The 18308-nt window shown below is 57.2% G+C and carries 14 protein-coding genes; 12 read left to right on the top strand and 2 right to left on the bottom strand.

The window, feature by feature from the left end; genetic code table 11:
* The first annotated feature begins 2 nt into the window (after positions 1 to 2).
* Genes CPJ18_RS16285 through CPJ18_RS16275 form a run of 3 tightly spaced genes read left to right on the top strand, consistent with a single transcriptional unit; the run spans position 3 to position 3822 of the window.
* A complete protein-coding gene (locus CPJ18_RS16285) occupies positions 3 to 536 on the top strand; it encodes a 2Fe-2S iron-sulfur cluster-binding protein (protein WP_103659396.1) in 534 nt (177 codons plus the stop codon).
* Positions 533 to 1522, top strand: coding sequence for an FAD binding domain-containing protein (locus CPJ18_RS16280; protein WP_103659395.1), 990 nt, complete (start codon positions 533 to 535; stop codon positions 1520 to 1522). Before CPJ18_RS16285 ends, CPJ18_RS16280 begins: the two co-directional genes overlap by 4 nt.
* Positions 1519 to 3822 (top strand): xanthine dehydrogenase family protein molybdopterin-binding subunit, encoded by a 2304-nt coding sequence (locus CPJ18_RS16275; RefSeq protein WP_103659394.1) that lies wholly within the window; start codon positions 1519 to 1521, stop codon positions 3820 to 3822. The genes CPJ18_RS16280 and CPJ18_RS16275 overlap by 4 nt, the downstream gene beginning before the upstream one ends.
* Positions 3823 to 3963: 141 nt before the next feature.
* Here the strand turns inward: CPJ18_RS16275 and gnd are convergent, their stop codons facing one another.
* Positions 3964 to 4980, bottom strand: coding sequence for a phosphogluconate dehydrogenase (NAD(+)-dependent, decarboxylating) (gene gnd / locus CPJ18_RS16270; RefSeq protein WP_103585765.1), 1017 nt, complete (start codon positions 4978 to 4980; stop codon positions 3964 to 3966).
* A 367-nt stretch (positions 4981 to 5347) separates the two neighbouring features.
* Here gnd and tkt point away from each other — a divergent pair, with 367 nt between their 5' ends.
* The gene (gene tkt, locus CPJ18_RS16265; protein WP_103659393.1) at positions 5348 to 7393 is read left to right on the top strand and encodes a transketolase; all 2046 of its coding nucleotides are present in this window, start codon (positions 5348 to 5350) and stop codon (positions 7391 to 7393) included.
* Between the two features lie 116 nt (positions 7394 to 7509).
* Here the strand turns inward: tkt and CPJ18_RS16260 are convergent, their stop codons facing one another.
* Positions 7510 to 8520, bottom strand: a complete 1011-nt coding sequence (locus CPJ18_RS16260) for a LacI family DNA-binding transcriptional regulator (protein ID WP_103659687.1) — start codon at positions 8518 to 8520, stop codon at positions 7510 to 7512.
* A 190-nt stretch (positions 8521 to 8710) separates the two neighbouring features.
* Here CPJ18_RS16260 and CPJ18_RS16255 point away from each other — a divergent pair, with 190 nt between their 5' ends.
* From CPJ18_RS16255 to CPJ18_RS16220, 8 genes are all read left to right on the top strand, one after another.
* A complete protein-coding gene (locus CPJ18_RS16255) occupies positions 8711 to 9739 on the top strand; it encodes an ABC transporter substrate-binding protein (RefSeq protein WP_103659686.1) in 1029 nt (342 codons plus the stop codon).
* Positions 9740 to 9834: 95 nt separating this feature from the next.
* On the top strand, positions 9835 to 12090 hold the full coding sequence (locus CPJ18_RS16250) for an ABC transporter permease (RefSeq protein WP_103659392.1): 2256 nt from the start codon (positions 9835 to 9837) through the stop codon (positions 12088 to 12090).
* Positions 12087 to 13145 (top strand): ABC transporter ATP-binding protein, encoded by a 1059-nt coding sequence (locus CPJ18_RS16245; protein WP_103585759.1) that lies wholly within the window; start codon positions 12087 to 12089, stop codon positions 13143 to 13145. Before CPJ18_RS16250 ends, CPJ18_RS16245 begins: the two co-directional genes overlap by 4 nt.
* A gap of 24 nt (positions 13146 to 13169) precedes the next feature.
* A complete protein-coding gene (locus CPJ18_RS16240) occupies positions 13170 to 13985 on the top strand; it encodes an inositol monophosphatase family protein (protein WP_103659391.1) in 816 nt (271 codons plus the stop codon).
* Positions 13986 to 14118: 133 nt separating this feature from the next.
* Positions 14119 to 15420, top strand: a complete 1302-nt coding sequence (gene ugpB / locus CPJ18_RS16235) for a sn-glycerol-3-phosphate ABC transporter substrate-binding protein UgpB (protein WP_077122145.1) — start codon at positions 14119 to 14121, stop codon at positions 15418 to 15420.
* Between the two features lie 70 nt (positions 15421 to 15490).
* Entirely contained in the window at positions 15491 to 16372 is an 882-nt protein-coding gene (gene ugpA, locus CPJ18_RS16230) for a sn-glycerol-3-phosphate ABC transporter permease UgpA (RefSeq protein ID WP_045232773.1), read from the top strand.
* Positions 16373 to 16381: 9 nt separating this feature from the next.
* On the top strand, positions 16382 to 17230 hold the full coding sequence (gene ugpE, locus CPJ18_RS16225) for a sn-glycerol-3-phosphate ABC transporter permease UgpE (protein WP_103659390.1): 849 nt from the start codon (positions 16382 to 16384) through the stop codon (positions 17228 to 17230).
* The gene (locus CPJ18_RS16220) at positions 17230 to 18297 is read left to right on the top strand and encodes a sn-glycerol-3-phosphate import ATP-binding protein UgpC (protein ID WP_103659389.1); all 1068 of its coding nucleotides are present in this window, start codon (positions 17230 to 17232) and stop codon (positions 18295 to 18297) included. The genes ugpE and CPJ18_RS16220 overlap by 1 nt, the downstream gene beginning before the upstream one ends.
* Positions 18298 to 18308: the final 11 nt, after the last annotated feature.

The following is an 18308-nucleotide window of genomic DNA, read 5'->3' as shown; positions in this document are numbered from 1 at the left end:
CTATGCGTTTTACCATCAATGGAGAACAGATCGAGGTGGATGCGGATATCCGCACATCGCTGCTTGATCTTATGCGAAACTATCTGGGGTTTACCGGAACCAAGAAGGGGTGTGATCAGGGTGCCTGCGGTGCGTGTACCGTTCTGGTTGATGGTGAACGCATCAATTCCTGTCTGGCGCTCGCGGTTCAATATCAGGGCCGTAGCATCACCACGGTCGAAGGGCTTGCCGCCAACGGCAATCTTCATCCCTTGCAAAAAGCATTTATCGAACATGATGGTTTTCAATGTGGCTACTGCACGCCGGGGCAACTCTGTTCCGCCGTCGGGATGGCAAGCGAGATCGAACGCAACATCCCGAGTGCCGTGACCTGCGATCTGTCAGCGACCAGTGTTGCGGTTGACGTTACAGAAATCCGTGAACGCATGAGTGGCAATCTCTGTCGGTGCGGTGCCTATAACGGCATCGTCGAAGCGATTTCCGAGACACTGGCCCATCAAGCAGTCGCGCCGACCGAGGGAAGGGCACGGGCATGAACATATTTTCCTACCATCAGGCATCGGATGCCGCTTCCGCCATCACACTCAAGCAAGCTGGTCCTGCCGCCAAATATCTCGGCGGCGGCACCAATCTCGTCGATCTCATGCGTGAGACTGTCGAACATCCGGAAACACTTGTCGATATAACGCATCTACCCGGCACCATCGAGCAGCGCGCCGATGGCAGCCTGCTCATCGGTGCAGGTGTGAAAAACACCGCACTGGCATCCCATGATGCCGTGCGTGCTCATTTCCCGCTTCTGTCCCGAGCTATTCTGGCTGGGGCGAGTGCACAGATCCGCAATGTCGCGACCGTCGGTGGCAACATCCTGCAACGTACCCGCTGCCGGTATTTTTACGACAATGCGGCCCGCTGCAACAAACGCCAGCCACACGCTGGCTGTGATGCAATGGAAGGGTTCAATCGCTATCACGCAATTCTCGGCGCATCTGACGCCTGTGTCGCCACCCACCCTTCCGACATGTGCGTAGCCCTCGTTGCGCTGGATGCCGTTATTCATCTGCAAGGACCGGCAGGCACGCGCAGCATGCCGTTGCGCGATCTGCACCGTTTGCCTGGCGATCGGCCCGATGTGGAAACCGAACTACAACCAGATGAGCTGATTACGGCGGTCGAAATTCCATCGCTCGCCTTTGCGAAACAATCCACCTACCGGAAGGTCAGAGATCGTGCGAGCTACGCTTTCGCACTCATATCCGTTTCCGCGGCGATTGATATTGATGACGCCGGTGTGGTGCGAGACGTGAGGCTGGCGCTTGGTGGCGTTGCCCATAAACCTTGGCGCGCTCTGAAAGCCGAGGCGGCGTTGAAGGGCCAGAAGGCAAGTGCCGACAGTTTCCGGGCTGCTGCTGAGGCTGAACTGGCAGATGCCGTTGGACTGCGAGACAACGCGTTCAAAATCGAACTTGCGAAACGCACCATCGTTGCGGTTCTCGATGAGTTGAAGGGAGAAAACGCATGAGCGCCGAAACCCAAACAAAGCCAGAGGCTAGCAAACCGGGCCGCTGGCAGCCAGCCATTACGGCTGATCCGATGTTGCGCAAACATGGAGCGCTCGGGCAGCCCGTATCCCGCATCGACGGGCCGATGAAGGTTCAGGGAAAGACGCGGTTTGCAGCCGAGTTTCCGTATGAGAACATCAGCTATGCGGCTCTTGTCTTCAGCACCATCGCGCGCGGGCGCATTGTCGATCTCGATGTGAAGGCGGCGGAAGCGGCGTCTGGCGTCGTGCTCGTGATGACCTATCACAATGCGCCGCGCATGAAGGCACCCTCGCTGATGATGTCGTCTCCATCAGCCGCAGGTGCCAGCGATCTGCCCGTCATGCAGACCGATGAAATCCACTGGAACGGCCAGCCGGTCGCGGTCGTTCTGGCGGATACGCAGGAGCAGGCCGATTATGCGGCTTCGCTCGTCAAGGCAACATATGCTTCACTGCCGGCGGTCACATCGTTCGAGGAAGCGAAGAAAACGCCACGACAGCTGGAAACGCTGCTTGGCCAGCCGCCGATCCTTGAAATTGGCGATGCGGAAAAAGCGCTGGCTGATGCCGCAGTCAAGGTGGACGTCATTTACAGGACGCCGCGCCACAATCACAATGCCATCGAGCTGCATGCCGCCACCGTGGCATGGAACAATGACGAATTGCGCGTACACGATGCCAGCCAGCTGTTGGATCTGACAGCAGGCCAGCTCTGTGACATCTTCGGCCTTGAGACCGGCAAAGTCCATGTAACATCGCCCTATGTCGGAGGCGGTTTCGGCGGAAAATGTCTTTGGGACCATCAAATCCTCGCCTGCGCCGCATCCAAGCTCGCTGGGCGGCCAGTGCGTATCATGCTGTCGCGCGAAGGCGTGTTTCGCATTGTCGGTGGTCGCACAGTGACCGAACAGCGTGTGGCACTGGGGGCAAACCCCGACGGCACGCTCGATGCGTTGATCCATACCGGCACGGCAGCGATGACGCTGCACAACTCCTGCCCGGAGCAATTTACTTTTCCGGCCCGTCATCTCTACGCGGCAAAGACCTTCCGTTTGGCGCAGGATGTCGCCGACATGGATATGTTGGTGAACACCTTCATGCGAGCGCCGGGCGAATCCGTCGGCACATTCGCGCTTGAATGCGCACTGGATGAACTGGCCGATAAGCTGGTGATGGACCCCATAGAACTTCGCCGCCGCATCGAACCGGAAAAAGACCCGACGACAGGTAAGCCTTTCTCATCACGCTACCTGATCGAGGCCTATGAAAAAGGAGCCGAGCGCTTCGGCTGGTACCGTCGAAGCCAGACGCCGCGCCAGAGGCGAGAGGGCGAATGGCTGATTGGCATGGGCTGTGCAACCGCAACCTATCCCTACCATCGCTTCCCCGGTGGGGCGGCGAGAATCCGACTGACGGCAGAGGGCCATGTCACTGTTTCCACGGCTGTTCACGATATGGGAATGGGAACAGCCACCGCACAGGCTCAGCATATCGCTGTTCGTCTTGGCGTGCCTTTGGAACACGTCACCTTCGAATATGGCGACAGCAGCCTTCCGCGAGGTGTGATTGCCGGAGGCTCGACGCAGACCGCCTCGATTGGTGGCGCTGTAATTGCGGCAACGGAAGTCTTCGTGGAGGAACTGATCAAGCTTGCGGGTAACGATTCGCCACTGGCGGGGCTGTCGCTTGCCGAAGTCGAGCCGAGAGATGGTGGACTTGGACACATGGAAGATCATAGTCGTTTCGAAAGCTATCAATCCATCCTGCGCAGGGCAGGGCGCGATGAGTTGGTTTGCGAAGCTGAAGGCTCAGCACCTGCAGAGATGGAAGCCTTTTCGATGCATTCCTATGGCGCTCAGTTTTGCGAGGTTCGCGTGAGCGCTATCACGGGAGAAACAAGGGTGTCGCGCTTCCTTGGCTCCTTCGATGCCGGGCAGATACTGAATGCCAAGATGGCGACCAGTCAGTTTAAGGGTGGCATCATCATGGGCATTGGTCTTGCGCTCACAGAAGAAACCAACTTCGATGAACGGACCGGTCGTGTCGTCAACGCCTCACTGGCTGACTACCACGTCCCAGTGCAGATGGACGTTCCGCCGATTGACGTCATGTATACCAACAAGCCGGACCCGCAGGCACCGATGGGCGCGCGCGGCATCGGCGAAATCGGCATTACCGGCGTCGGCGCTGCCATTGCCAATGCCATCTACAACGCAACAGGCGTCCGTATCAGAGATTTGCCCATCACGCTGGACAAGGTGATGGCAGGGCTGGATTGACGTTGGGTAGCGGCGGTTCATCCGGCGCAGACCTCTATGGATGAGCGGGTGAAGTATCGACGTGGGAGGGATCATATCTCCGCCCACGTCGATGTTCGCAACGACGTTTTCTAGGTCAAGTGTGAATGCCTTGACTTTTTGTCAGTCCCCGGACTTGGGTTTTTCGTGATGACCACCGAAGGCAAAGCGCATCGCCGAGAGCATCTTGTCCGCATAAAGAGACTCGCCTTGTGAACTGAACCGCTGGAACAGCGCCGACGAAAGGACAGGTGTTGGCACACCCGTGTCGATTGCCGCCTTGAGCGTCCAGCGACCTTCGCCGGAATCGGAAACCCGACCACCAAACGCTGCCAGTTCGGGATCCTGTCTCAGGGCATCGGCCGTCAGGTCCAGAAGCCAGGAGCTGATGACGCTACCGTGTCGCCACACTTCCGAAACCGCAGCCATATCGATATCGAACTGGTAATATTGTGGCGTTTGCAGCGGGCTGGTTTCGGCATCCACATCCCGGGCCTTTTTGCCGGCATTGGCGGCCTTCAGAATATTCATGCCCTCCGCATAAGCGGCCATCATGCCGTATTCGATACCGTTATGGACCATTTTTACGAAGTGGCCTGCACCTGTTGGCCCGCAATGCAGATATCCAAGATGCGCAGTGCGCAATCCTTCACTCGATGCCTGTGCGTCTGGTGTATTGCCTGGGGCAAGGGTTGCGAAAATAGGATCGAGATGGCGTACGGCATTGTCGGGTCCGCCAATCATCAGGCAATAGCCGCGTTCAATACCCCAGACACCACCGCTGGTGCCGACATCCACGTAATCGATGCCTTTGGCGCGCAGCTGCTCGGCCTTATCGACGTCATCATGGTAATAGGAATTGCCACCATCGATAATGATGTCGCCGGTCGTCATGAGTGCTGCAATCTTGTCGACATTCGCACCCGTGATCGCCGCTGGCAGCATCAGCCAGGCGCAGGCTGGTTTTTGCAGCTTGGAAACGAAGTCCTCGACTGAACTCGCACCAACTGCTCCTTCGGCGACCAAGGCTGAAACGCTTGCTGGGTTGATATCGAAAACGACGCACTCGTGGCCGCCCTTCAACAGGCGCCGGACCATGTTTGCGCCCATCCTGCCCAGTCCCATCATTCCGATCTGCATGTGATTTTCCTTATGGTGAAGTCGATGATTTCTAGATGTTTGGTGTGTTCAGATGTGTGGCCTGTTGGGACAATTTGAGGATTATCCTTTTGGGCGCACTGCTCGTCAGAATAAATCACATATAACCGGCGGAGGTTCCAGCAGCGCTGAATGATACAGTGATCACGAGTTCAAATCTGTGGCTGCCATAAAGCAGTTGAGCCAAACCTCATGAGCAATTGCGGCATCTCCACGGCGCACGTGTCGGACTGTGCGCCGATTTGTCATCCGATAAACAAAGAACACGTGGGAGTGTTGGAACATTTAGTGGTGGGATGCCCTTTTTAACAGTGACGCCGCAACAGCGCGCATGTCGAGGAGTATCCCAATGCCGGATCAATCAACCGTTCCCACTCATAAATCCGTTCCGCCACCGCGTGATCCGCATTTGCGCGAGCTTGCCAATTGTATCAGGTTTTTGTCGATGGACGCCGTACAGCAAGCAAAAAGCGGCCACCCGGGCATGCCAATGGGCATGGCAGATATTGCGACAGTGCTGTTTTCCGAATTCATGACGTTCGATCCGCAGGAGCCCCATTGGTTCGACCGGGACCGCTTCATCATTTCCAACGGTCATGGCTCCATGTTGCTCTATAGCCTGCTGTATCTGACCGGATACGGAGACATGACGCTGGATGAGATCAAACGTTTTCGTCAAATCGACAGCCGAACAGCAGGCCACCCTGAATATCATCACGCGACCGGCATTGAGACCACGACCGGGCCGTTGGGGCAGGGGCTTGCGAACTCTGTAGGCTTCGCCTTTGCCGAGAGAATTATGAATGCCTCCTTCGGAGACGATCTCGTCGATCACTTCACTTATGTTTTTCTGGGTGACGGATGCTTGATGGAGGGTATCAGCCAAGAGGCGATATCGTTTGCTGGCCACCGCAAACTCGGGCGATTGATTGCATTCTTCGACAACAATTCGATTTCCATTGATGGTGCTACCAAGCTTGCGGAATCCGATGACCAAACCGCCCGTTTCCGAGCCTCCAATTGGCACGTAGTGGAAATTGATGGCCACGATACGGATGCCATAAGGGCAGCTATCATCGAAGCAAGAAATGTCACCGACAAGCCAACACTCATCTCCTGCCGGACCATCATTGGTTTCGGGTTCCCAACCAAGGCTGGTACACAGAAAGCCCATAGTGATGCGCCGGGAGAGGAAGAAATTGCGGGTGCCCGCCAGTTGTTGGACTGGCCCTCGCCACCATTCGAAATTCCGCAGCACTTGCTTGATGACTGGCGCAAGATTGGCGCGAAAGGTCGCACAAAGAGGCTTGAATGGTCAAAGCGGGTTGCTGAAACAAAGGGCGAAATCGGTGACGCCTTCAAACGGCGTCTGGAGGGGGAACTCCCTGCGGGATGGCGTGATGCTATAGCGGATGCGAAGACTGAACTTTTACAGAGCGAAAAGGACCTCGCATCTCGTCAAGCCAGCGGTGTCGTGCTCAATCACCTTTTTGATGCGGTTCCAGAGATGCTCGGCGGTTCCGCCGATCTGACGCCGTCCAATAACACCAAGGCAAAAAATCAGATCGAGATCGTGCCAGGAGAATTTTCCGGGTCCTACGTCCATTACGGTGTTCGCGAACACGGAATGGCGGCGATCATGAACGGTATCGCCCTCCATTGTGGTCTTATCCCCTACGGCGGAACATTTCTGACATTCTCGGATTATTGCCGTCCTTCTATTCGTCTGGCTGCCATGATGGAAATCCGCACCATTTTCGTGATGACTCATGATTCCATCGGTCTGGGTGAAGATGGGCCAACGCATCAGCCGATAGAACATCTGAGCGCCCTTCGCGCCATACCGCAACTTGCGGTCTATCGTCCGGGCGACTCGGTCGAGACAGCGGAGTGCTGGGAATCCATTCTCGACGCGCCGAGGCAAGCCGCGCTCATCGCCCTTTCTCGACAGCCATTGCCTTTGCTCAGACAAGACGCGGGACGTGACAATCTTTCGGCTAAGGGCGGATATGTCCTGCTGGATGCGGAGGGTGGTGAGCGCAAACTGACGATTTTCTCATCTGGATCGGAGCTGCAACTAGCCGTGAAGGCCCGGGATATTCTTCAGCAAGAGGGCGTGCCAACCGCCGTCGTGTCCATGCCGTGCAGGCTGTTGTTTGAAAGACAAGACGATGTTTACCAACGCTCCGTCATCGGCAAAACCCGCGCGCGCGTCGCCGTTGAAGCGGCCGTTCAGGATTCCTGGGATCGATATATCGGCCTCGATGGCAAGTTCATCGGCATGCATCGCTTCGGTGCGTCTGGAAAGATAGAAGACGTCTACAAGAAGTTTAACATCACGACCGAAGCGGTTGTTAATGCTGCACGAGATGTCCTCGAGCAGCTGGAAAACTGATTTCACTTCCGCCTCGCCCGTATCGATGGAAACATGGGCGAGGCGGCAGTCATAAGGGCGATGTGAGCTGATAGCGGTTGTTGACCTGGTTTCTCGGTCAGCACGAAGTTTCAGATTTACTTTCCGCGCACCGATCCGCGCCATATCAATTCCGGTGCCAGTTTGGAAAGGTGCTTCGCATCTGCCGGCTCCGCCGACTGGCTGAGCCACGCAACAGCCTCACGGGCGATGACCTGTACCGGCTGCGCAAATGTCGTCATGTCATAGGATTCCCAAGATGCTTGCTCGATGTCGTCGAAGCCGATGACGCAGAGTTCTGACGGGATATCGATCTTGAACTGGTGGCGGGCGGAATCCATGAAGCCGCAGGCCAGAAGATCGGTGGCGCAGAACACGGCATCCGGTCGCTTGGCGCGAGTCATGAAGCGTTGTGCCAGAACAGTGCCGCTCTGGTATGAGGTCGGGCCGAACCGTTCGACGCTGACCACAATGCCGTGTTCAAGACCGGCGGCCACAAAGCCTTCTTCACGCGCCATCAGACTTGGGGTCATCGCCTGCGAATTGGCAAATCCGAACTCGCGGCAACCGGCGCGTAGGAAAGCGGTAAAGGCGCGCCGCGCCGCTTCCCGGTCGTCAAGATTGATGCGCAACGGACCGGCCTGTTCATCGGCGCGGTTGATCAGCACAAGTCTTTGACCATTGCGCAGACAGAGGTCGGTGATCGACTTGTCCGGCATGCCCGAAAGAATGATCGAGGCATCGGCACGGTAGCGAATGGCTTGCCGCAGTGCCAGCTCGACGCTGTCATCCGAGCGGTCAGTATTGATCAGCATCGCAACCTTTGCATTGGCCTGCAACTGCTGGGTCAGAGCCTTGATCAACCCGGCGCGGTAGGGCGTATCGAGTTCAGACACGATTAAACAGACGATGACGCTTTCGTTGCGCATCAGCCCACGGGCGAGGTGGTTAACGTGATAACCAAGCGCCTCTGCCGCCTCTGTCACCTTGCGGCGAGTTTCTTCCGAAACACTGGCACCCGCGGTAAATGTTCGCGACACCGCTGAGCGTGAAACGCCTGCGCGGTCTGCGACATCCTTGGCACTGACAAAAATCTTACGCTCACCCATCACAACCTCGCTTGTGCATTCATTGCACATCATTGCAACTGTGTGCAACAGGGTGATGACAAGCTTATACCCCCAAAATTAGCGATATCGCAGATTATTGGTTGACATTGCAGCCATGATCATCAAGTCTTTGCACACGCTTGCAAAGCGTATGGCGTGGAGGCGTCATTCCAAAACGGGAGGAATAATCATGGGTGCAGCGCATCTTGCAGCGGCTGGCTTTGCGGCTGGTCTAGCCTTTAGTGCATCGACGGCTCTGGCGGCTGGCGATCTGAATCTCATCTGCTCGGCCGACGTGGTCATCTGCGAGCAGATGAAGGATATGTTCGAGAAGGACAACAGCATCAAGGTTAATATGGTCCGCCTGTCGTCCGGCGAGACCTATGCCAAGATCCGCGCCGAGGCTCGCAACCCCAAGACCGACGTCTGGTGGGCAGGAACGGGTGATCCGCATCTCCAGGCCGCATCGGAAAACCTGACGCTGGAATACAAGTCGCCCATGCTCGATCAGTTGCAGGACTGGGCAAGGAAGCAGGCGGAAAGCTCAGGCTACAGGACGGTCGGCGTTTACGCTGGTGCTCTTGGCTGGGGCTACAACACCGAAATTTTCAAGACCAAGGGATACAAGGAGCCCAAATGCTGGGCCGATCTTCTCGATCCTGCCTTCAAGGGCGAGATCCAGATCGCCAATCCGAATTCGTCGGGGACTGCTTATACGGCACTCGCTTCGCTGGCCCAGATCATGGGTGAGGACAAGGCGTTCGACTATCTCGGTAAGCTCAACGCCAATATTTCCCAATATACAAAGTCCGGTTCCGCACCGGTAAAGGCTGCGGCGCGCGGTGAAACGGCAATCGGCATCGTCTTCATGCATGATGCCGTTGCGCAGACAGCCGAAGGTTTCCCGGTCAAGTCGATCGCGCCTTGCGAAGGCACAGGCTACGAGATCGGCTCGATGTCGATCGTCAAGGGTGCGCGCAATCTGGAAAATGCCAAGATCTGGTATGACTGGGCGCTGAAGGCAGAGGTGCAGTCGCATATGAAGGACGCCAAGTCCTTCCAGCTGCCCTCGAACAAGAATGCCGAAATTCCCAAAGAGGCACCGAAGTTCGAGGATATCAAGTTGATCGATTACGACTTCAAGACCTATGGCGATCCTGAAAAGCGCAAAGAACTGCTGGGCCGCTGGGACACCGAGATCGGTGCCAAAGCCAACTAATTGCTGTTCACAATAGCATCACTGCGCGGCCCTGATCTGTGGCCGCGCATCTCCCGACATTGTGCTCAATTGACATCGAAGGATGCGCGACCGCTATGGACAATCGCAACCGAAGGCTGGACCTGACGCTTGCTGCTGGCATTGCAGCGTTCCTCATCCTGCCATGGTACCGGATCGAAGGCGGCTTTCTGTCATTCAAATGGATTGCTGCTTTCTTCAGCGACGCCGCCAATGGCCCCGGCCTGTTGCAGATTTTCAGCCATGGACGGTTATGGCTCGTGGTTGCGCTGTTGGCGCTGCTGGCCGCAATCGCTGCGCGGTTCATTGCCAATCCCATGCTACGCGGAAAAATCCTCGCCCTGGCAGGTGGTACAGGTGTGGTCTTTCTGGCGCTACAAGGCCTAGCAATCGGCTTTTCTGGATGGAACTGGACAATCACCGAAACCCTGTTCGGCACGCTTGCCAATGGTCAGCCGGCGATGGGCGCGGGGGCCATGCTGTCGGCCTTTCTCTTCGTGCTTATCTTTTCGTTCGGTCTTGCGGAACGCGGTGTCATGAAGGGCGATGCCTTCGTGGTTGCCACCATATCACTGCTGGTTTTTCTGGTGGCGATCTTCGTCTTTTATCCGATCGGCAGCATGTTCGTCGGTGGGTTTCAGGATTTCGACGGCTCGTTTAATGCAACGGGTTTCGCGCGCAACATTCAGGATCCGTCCATCTGGAGCTTGAGTTGCGTGATCGGAGGAGATCGCTGCGGTCTGGCCTGGCGCACCCTATGGCTAGCGATCATGACCGCGACGGGATCGACGTTGCTTGGTCTCGCATTTGCGCTTGTCGCCACCCGCACCCGCTTTCCGTTCAAGAAGGGCTTGCGTTTGCTGACCGTGTTGCCGATCATCACGCCGCCTTTTGTGATCGGTCTGGCGCTGACGCTGCTGTTCGGGCGCGCCGGAATGGTGACGATGGGGCTTTCAGACCTCTTCGGAATTGAACCCAGCCGCTGGCTCTACGGCCTGACCGGCATCTGGATTGCTCAGGTACTGTCGTTTACGCCGATCTCGTTTCTGGTGCTGATTGGCGTTGTCGAAGGCGTCAGCCCATCAATGGAGGAAGCATCGCAGACGCTGCGTGCGGATCGCTGGCGCACCTTCTGGCGCGTCTCGCTGCCGCTGATGAAGCCCGGATTGGCTAATGCCTTCCTGATCGGCTTCATCGAAAGCATGGCGGATTTCGGCAATCCGCTGGTGCTGGGCGGCAGCCATGGCGTGCTATCGACGGAGATATTCTTTGCCGTTGTTGGCTCGCAGAACGATCCATCGCGTGCCGCTGTGCTCGCCCTCATTCTTCTGTGCTTCACGCTCTCTGCCTTTCTGGCGCAACGCTTCTGGCTGGCTGGAAAGAATTTCGCCACCGTCACAGGTAAAGGGGATTCCGGATCGCATATCGCGCTGCCGAAATCACTGTCCATCTTTGTCCATGCACTGGTCATTCCATGGATGATCTTCACCGTAGTGGTTTACGGCATGATTGCCTTCGGCGGCTTCGTCAAAACCTGGGGTCTGGACAATTCGCTGACGCTGGACCACTACGCGCGTGCCTTTTCGTTCAGTATCCGCGATGGCGGCATTGCCTGGACGGGCGTTGCCTGGAACTCGTTCTGGACGACGATGGAGATCGCACTGATTTCCGCACCATTGACGGCCGCCGTAGGTCTGGCGACGGCCTATGTCATCGTGCGGCAGAAGTTTGCCGGACGAGGGCTGTTCGAATTCGCGCTGATGATGAGCTTTGCCATTCCCGGCACGGTCATCGGCATCAGCTACATCATGGCCTTCAACCTGCCACCGCTGGAAATGACCGGCACGGCGCTGATCCTCGTCGCCTGCTTCGTGTTCCGCAATATGCCGGTTGGTGTGCGTGGCGGCATCGCGGCCATGAGCCAGCTCGACAAGAGCCTGGATGAAGCGTCGATGACGCTGCGTGCCAACAGTTTCCGCACCATCCGCAAGGTCATTTTGCCGCTGCTGCGCCCCGCCATCACCGCTGCGCTTGTGTATTCATTCGTACGCGCCATCACCTCCATAAGCGCCGTGATCTTCCTCGTCAGCGCGCAATACAACATGGCGACATCCTATATCGTTGGCTTGGTAGAGAACGGCGAGTACGGCGTCGCCATTGCCTATTCATCCATGCTGATCGTGGTGATGATTACCGTGATCACCGGCTTCCAGTTGCTGGTCGGTGAACGCAGATTGCGCCGCGAAAACCGCGTCCACGGCATCGCCGCCACCGCGGCAAGCCCCATCTCAGCCCCGATTGCAACCGCTGCCACGCAGGAGAAAGCCACATGAACCACCGTCCCGGCTCGGTCGTCCTTGAAAATATCCGCAAGCAGTTCGGTGCCTTTACCGCCATCCACGATCTGTCGCTGACCATCGAACCCGGCACGCTCGTGACATTGCTGGGGCCATCCGGCTGCGGCAAGACCACCACACTGCGCATGCTGGCTGGCCTGGAACACCCAACCTCCGGTCGCATTTTGATCGGCGGCAAGGATGTTACCATGCTGCCCGCCAACGAGCGCGATGTCTCGATGGTTTTCCAGTCCTATGCGCTCTTTCCACATATGAGTTCGCTGGACAACGTGGCTTACGGGCTCGAATCCTCCGGTCTCAGCCGCAAAGAAGCGCGGCAGAAGGCGGAAAACGGCCTCGAACTCGTGGGTCTTGCTGGTATGGGACAACGGCTTCCGGCCGAGTTGTCCGGTGGTCAGCAACAGCGCGTCGCTGTTGCTCGCGCGCTGGTTTTAGAGCCGCAGGTGCTGCTGCTGGATGAGCCGCTGTCCAATCTCGATGCGCGTCTTCGCCGCCGCGTGCGCACCGAAATTCGCGAGTTGCAGCAGCGTTTGCAGTTCACCGCCGTTTATGTCACCCACGATCAGGACGAGGCTCTGGCCGTCTCGGATCGCATCATCGTCATGAAGGATGGGTACGTCGCCCAGGAAGGATCGCCACGCGATCTTTACGAAAGCCCGGCGTCGGCCTTCATCGCCGATTTCATGGGCGAGGCCAATGTCGTGCCTTGCACGGTTCTGGGCATCGAAGGTGATCAAGCCGTCATTCGCGTGCAGGATTTGGTGCACCGCGTGCCGAGCCGCGGCGTCAGGCCCGGCCCCGGACAACTGGCGGTGCGACCAAATTCCGTCACTCTCTCGCCAGCGACGAAAGCGGAGTTTCGCGGACGAATTACCAGCGCCGCCTATCTCGGTGACCACATCGAATATGAAGTCGAGACGGATGCAGGTGCGCTATTCATTGTCGATCCTTCGGTGGAGAGGCCGATCAATCCTGCAACGGAAGTCGCGATTGGCTTCAAAGAGCGCGGCATCGCCATCATTTCACAATAGTCCTTAGTTTTGAGAGATCCATTCATGCAATCCACACAACAGGATATCGAGGCCCGGCTGACGCTGGCACAGGAGATGGCGCTGGAAGCGGGTGCCAAGGCGCTCGATTATTTCAACAACCGCGATGCACTGGTGATCGAGACCAAGCGTGACCCGCAAGACGTGGTGTCGATTGCCGACCGCGAAGTCGAAAACCTCATTCGCGACCGTGTTGCGCAGGCGTTTCCCGAAGACGGATTTCTGGGTGAGGAATACGGTCTGATTGCCGGTACATCTTCGTTTACCTGGGTGGTCGATCCCATCGATGGCACCAGCCCCTTCGTCAACGGCATGCCAAACTGGTGTGTTTCGATTGCGGTAATCAGCGGTGGCGAACCCGTGGTCGGTGTTATCAATGCGCCGTGTCACAGCGAAATCTACAGCAGTGCTCTGGGCATGGGCGCGACGTTGAATGGTAAAGCGCTGACGCTCGACAGCACACGCACCATAAGCAATTCGGTCACCGGTATCGGTGCCAATAATTACGTGACGCCAGCTTTCGTTGCGAGCATGATCGAGGACCTGCTGTCTTCAGGCGGCAATTTCATCCGCAACGGCTCCGGCGCGCTGATGCTGGCCTATGTCGCCGCCGGTCGGCTCGTCGGGTATTACGAGCCTTACATGCACGCATGGGATTGCATGGCGGGTTTTTGTCTCGTTCGGGAGGCAGGCGGCTGGTTCCACCCATTCCCAACCGAGGGTGAGAAACTGACCAAGGGTGCCCCGGTCATTGCCGCAGCACCGGGTGCCATTGATGACCTTAGTCGTATCGCGGGGTTGACCGGCAAGGCTGAGGCGTGAAAGTTATTTTCGTCATTGCTCATGGAGACCATGATCGACTACGAAAGAGAAAATGCGGGATCGAGGAGGATTCCGGAGTTGGCAAGCCAGCCGGGCAGACAGCACCGGCGGCATCAAGGGAGGAACTACACGTATGAAACGCCTTTACGCATCCATTTTCGCGACCGCTGCTGCAGCGCTGATGTCATCCACCGCCTTCGCCGCCACGGAAATTCAATGGTGGCATGCCATGACCGGTGCCAACAACGAGGTGGTCGATAATCTGGCCAAGGAATTCAACGAGGGTCAGAAGGACTATAAGATCGTCCCGGTCTTCAAGGGCACCTATCCTGAAACGCTGAATGCCGGTATTGCCGCTTTCCGAGCCAAACAGCCTCCGGCCATCATTCAGGTATTCGATGCCGGTAGTGGCGTGATGATGGGAGCGGAAGGTGCCATCAAACCAGCCGCGGATGTGCTGAAGGCGGGTGGATACGAGTTCGACAAGTCGAAATATTTGGCCGGTATCGTTGCTTATTACTCCAAGCCCGACGGCACCATGCTGTCCTTCCCCTATAATTCGTCGTCACCGATCCTCTATTATAACAAGGATACGTTCCAGAAAGCCGGGCTCGATCCGGCAAACCCGCCAAAGACCTGGCCGGACGTTTTTGCAGCCGCTCGCAAGATCAAGAGCAGCGGTGCCTCCGCATGCGGCTTTACCTCGACATGGCTGACATGGATTCAGACGGAGAACTTTGCCGCCTGGAACAACGTCTCTTACGGCAGCCATGAGAACGGCCTCGGCAGCACGGATGTGAAGCTCGCCTTCAATGCGCCTTTGTTCGTTGAGCATTTTCAGACAATCGCCGATCTCGCCAAGGAAGGTGTGTTCCGGTATGGCGGGCGTACATCCGAAGCCAAGCAGCTGTTCATGTCTGGTGAATGCGGTATCCTGACCGAGTCTTCCGGCGGGCTTGGCGACATCGTCAAGACGGGCATGAATTACGGTATCGGCCAACTGCCCTATTACGAAGGTCACGGACCGCAGAACACCATTCCCGGCGGTGCCAGCCTGTGGGTGTTTGGTGGCAAGAGCGATGCCGAATATAAGGGTGTTGCGGAGTTCTTCAACTTCCTCTCGCAGACCAAGATTCAGGCTCGTCTGCACCAGGTCTCAGGCTACATGCCGGTGACGATCGCGGCTTACGATGAAACCAAGAAATCCGGCTTCTACGACAAGAATCCGGGTCGTGAAACGCCGCTGTTGCAGATGATGGGCAAGCCGCCGACGGAAAATTCCAAGGGTGTTCGCCTCGTCAACCTGCCGCAGGTCCGCGACATCATGAACGAGGAATTCGAGTCCATGCTGGCCGGCAAACAGGACGCGAAAGCCGCCCTCGACAAGGCGGTCGAACGCGGCAACGCAGCCATCCAGCAGGCAATCGGCAAATAACAAAGCTGAAATTCCTTCGCCCGCATCGTAACGATGCGGGCGAAACCGTCCGTCCGTTCAGGAGATCGCCGTGCAAAGCGTTATCTTTCCCAACAAAGTCCTACCGTATTTGCTGGTCGCTCCGCAGATCGTTCTCACAGTCGTGTTCTTTTTCTGGCCAGCCAGCCAGGCGCTCTACCAGTCAACGATGCGCGAAGATCCGTTCGGGCTTTCCAGCAATTTCGTTGGAATGGCGAACTTTTCGGCGGTCCTGTCAGACCCGAACTATCTGCATGCGCTGCGAGTGACAGTGGTTTTCAGTCTGTTCACAGCGCTCGTCTCCATGGGGCTGGCGCTTTTGTTGGCCACCGCCGCTGACCGGGTCGTGCGCGGCAAAGGTTTTTATCGCACGCTCATGATCATGCCCTATGCCGTGGCTCCGGCAGTTGCCGGCATGCTCTGGCTGTTCATGTTCAACCCGGCGATGGGCACATTCGCCTATCTGCTGCGCCGCAACGGTATCGATTGGGATCCGCTGTTGGATGGCAATCAGGCAATGTTGCTGGTGGTGGCTGCTGCTGCCTGGAAGCAGATCAGCTACAATTTCCTGTTCTTCGTTGCCGGTCTGCAGGCCATCCCGAAATCGTTGCTTGAGGCGGCCTCCATTGATGGTGCGCGTGGGAGCCGCCGTTTCTGGACCATCGTCTTTCCGCTTCTGGCGCCGACGACGTTCTTCCTGCTGGTCGTCAACACCGTCTACGCCTTCTTCGACACCTTCGGCATCATCCATTCTGTCACCGGCGGCGGTCCTGCCAAGGCCACGGAAACGTTGGTTTACAAGGTTTACAACGACGGTTTCGTCAACCTGAACCTCGGCTCGTCGGCGGCGCAATCCGTCATTCTGATGATCATCGTCATTGCGCTCACCGCGTTCCAGTTTCGGTTCGTGGAAAAGCGCGTGCATTACGGCTGAGGTGAGACCATGATCGAAAATCGCCCCGTCGCGAAGCTGGTCGCACATCTGATGCTGATCCTCGGCATCGTCGTCGTCGCCTTCCCGATCTACTACACCTTCATCGCGTCATCGATGACCTCCAACGACATCATCCGTCCACCCATGTCGCTGCTGCCCGGCGGGGATCTGGCGGAGAACTACGGTGAGGCCATGTCCACCGGTGTCGAGCGCGTCGTCGGCGTCAGCCTTGAGCGGCTGCTGTTCAACAGCTTCGTCGTTGCGCTGGCAATCGCCATCGGCAAAATCGTCATCTCGTTTCTCTCGGCATTTGCGATTGTCTTCTTCCGCTTTCCGTTCCGCATGGGCTTCTTCTGGATGATATTCATCACGCTGATGCTACCGGTCGAGGTACGCATCCTGCCGACATACAAGGTCATCGTCGATCTCGGCTTGATCGATACCTATGCCGGACTGACCCTGCCGTTGATGGCATCTGCCACCGCGACCTTCCTGTTCAGGCAGTTCTTTCTGACCATACCCGGGGAAATGGTTGAAGCCGCGCGTATCGACAATGCCGGGCCGTTCCGCTTCATGCGCGATATTCTTCTGCCGCTGTCGAAGACCAACATCGCAGCGCTCTTCGTGATCCTGTTTATCTATGGCTGGACCCAATATTTATGGCCGCTGCTGGTCACCAATGACGCCAAGATGAACACGATCATCATCGGTCTGAGGCGCATGGTGGATTTCACCGATGCCTCGACCCCTTGGAACTACGTGATGGTCACCGCGATCCTGGCTGTCATTCCCCCTATTATCGTCGTCGTGCTGATGCAGCGCTGGTTCGTCAAAGGCTTGGTGGAGACCGAAAAATAATGGCAAAAATTGTCCTGAAGGATGTCCGCAAGGTCTATGGCGGTTCTGTCGAGGCCATCAAGGGAGTATCAATGGATATTGCCGATGGCGAGTTGATCGTTCTGGTCGGCCCGTCGGGATGTGGGAAATCGACATTGTTGCGGATGATTGCCGGGCTTGAAAGCATTTCCGGCGGTGAGATTTCCATCGGAGACCGGGTCGTCAACGATCTGGAACCGGCCGAACGCGACATTGCCATGGTGTTCCAGAATTATGCGCTCTATCCGCATATGAGCGTGCGCCAAAATCTTTCCTACGGTTTGAAAAATCGTAACACGCCGAAAGAGGAGATCGACCGGCGCATCGACGAAGCCGCCAAGGCGCTTGAGATCGAACAGTTTCTGGACCGCAAACCCCGTCAACTATCGGGTGGACAGCGTCAGCGCGTGGCGATGGGCCGTGCCATCGTTCGTAAGCCTGCGGCCTTCCTGTTCGATGAGCCACTGTCCAACCTTGACGCCAAGCTGCGGGTGCAGATGCGCGTCGAAATCCGCCGACTTCAGCGGGCGCTTGCCACGACCAGCGTCTATGTCACCCACGACCAGATGGAAGCCATGACGCTGGCCGACCGGCTGGTGGTGCTGAATGCCGGGCGGATCGAACAGATCGGCAGCCCTATCGACCTGTATGAGCGCCCAGCCACGACTTTCGTCGCCACCTTCATCGGCTCGCCGTCGATGAACCTGTTGCCACATGTTACCGGGCAAGCGACCGGTGCCGGATGGTCGCTGGCCGATAGCACGTCACTTCCCGGCAATGCCCGCACGCTCGGCATTCGCCCGGAAGATATCACGGTGGCGGATCCAAGTGCTACAACAAGCGGATTTCGCGGAGAGGTGCGGGTGGATGCGGTTGAACTCGTCGGTGCGGAAAGTTATGTACATGGCGCGTTCTCCGACGGCTCCGTGATCGTTTTCCGCGTTCCCGGCCGTTCGCGTATCCAGATCGGCGAGACGCTGGCCATTTCTGCCGCCTCAAAAGATTTCCATCTTTTCGATGAAAACGGCCAGCGGCTGGATGCGTCGTAATTAAGTTTCTA

The organism is Agrobacterium rosae (assembly GCF_002915175.1).
GTDB lineage: Bacteria > Pseudomonadota > Alphaproteobacteria > Rhizobiales > Rhizobiaceae > Agrobacterium > Agrobacterium rosae.
The sequence above is the reverse complement of the archived record's forward strand: the minus strand, read 5'-3'. Positions and strand labels throughout refer to the sequence as shown.

Bases quoted from the DNA above. Each gene is read 5' to 3' on its own strand.
- gnd (WP_103585765.1), bottom strand. From the start codon at position 4,980: ATGCAGATCGGAATGATGGGACTGGGCAGGATGGGCGCAAACATGGTC.
- CPJ18_RS16250 (WP_103659392.1), top strand. From the start codon at position 9,835: ATGGACAATCGCAACCGAAGGCTGGACCTGACGCTTGCTGCTGGCATT.
- tkt (WP_103659393.1), top strand. From the start codon at position 5,348: ATGCCGGATCAATCAACCGTTCCCACTCATAAATCCGTTCCGCCACCG.
- CPJ18_RS16240 (WP_103659391.1), top strand. From the start codon at position 13,170: ATGCAATCCACACAACAGGATATCGAGGCCCGGCTGACGCTGGCACAG.
- CPJ18_RS16260 (WP_103659687.1), bottom strand. From the start codon at position 8,520: ATGGGTGAGCGTAAGATTTTTGTCAGTGCCAAGGATGTCGCAGACCGC.
- CPJ18_RS16220 (WP_103659389.1), top strand. From the start codon at position 17,230: ATGGCAAAAATTGTCCTGAAGGATGTCCGCAAGGTCTATGGCGGTTCT.
- CPJ18_RS16285 (WP_103659396.1), top strand. From the start codon at position 3: ATGCGTTTTACCATCAATGGAGAACAGATCGAGGTGGATGCGGATATC.
- CPJ18_RS16255 (WP_103659686.1), top strand. From the start codon at position 8,711: ATGGGTGCAGCGCATCTTGCAGCGGCTGGCTTTGCGGCTGGTCTAGCC.
- CPJ18_RS16245 (WP_103585759.1), top strand. From the start codon at position 12,087: ATGAACCACCGTCCCGGCTCGGTCGTCCTTGAAAATATCCGCAAGCAG.
- ugpE (WP_103659390.1), top strand. From the start codon at position 16,382: ATGATCGAAAATCGCCCCGTCGCGAAGCTGGTCGCACATCTGATGCTG.
- CPJ18_RS16275 (WP_103659394.1), top strand. From the start codon at position 1,519: ATGAGCGCCGAAACCCAAACAAAGCCAGAGGCTAGCAAACCGGGCCGC.
- ugpB (WP_077122145.1), top strand. From the start codon at position 14,119: ATGAAACGCCTTTACGCATCCATTTTCGCGACCGCTGCTGCAGCGCTG.
- CPJ18_RS16280 (WP_103659395.1), top strand. From the start codon at position 533: ATGAACATATTTTCCTACCATCAGGCATCGGATGCCGCTTCCGCCATC.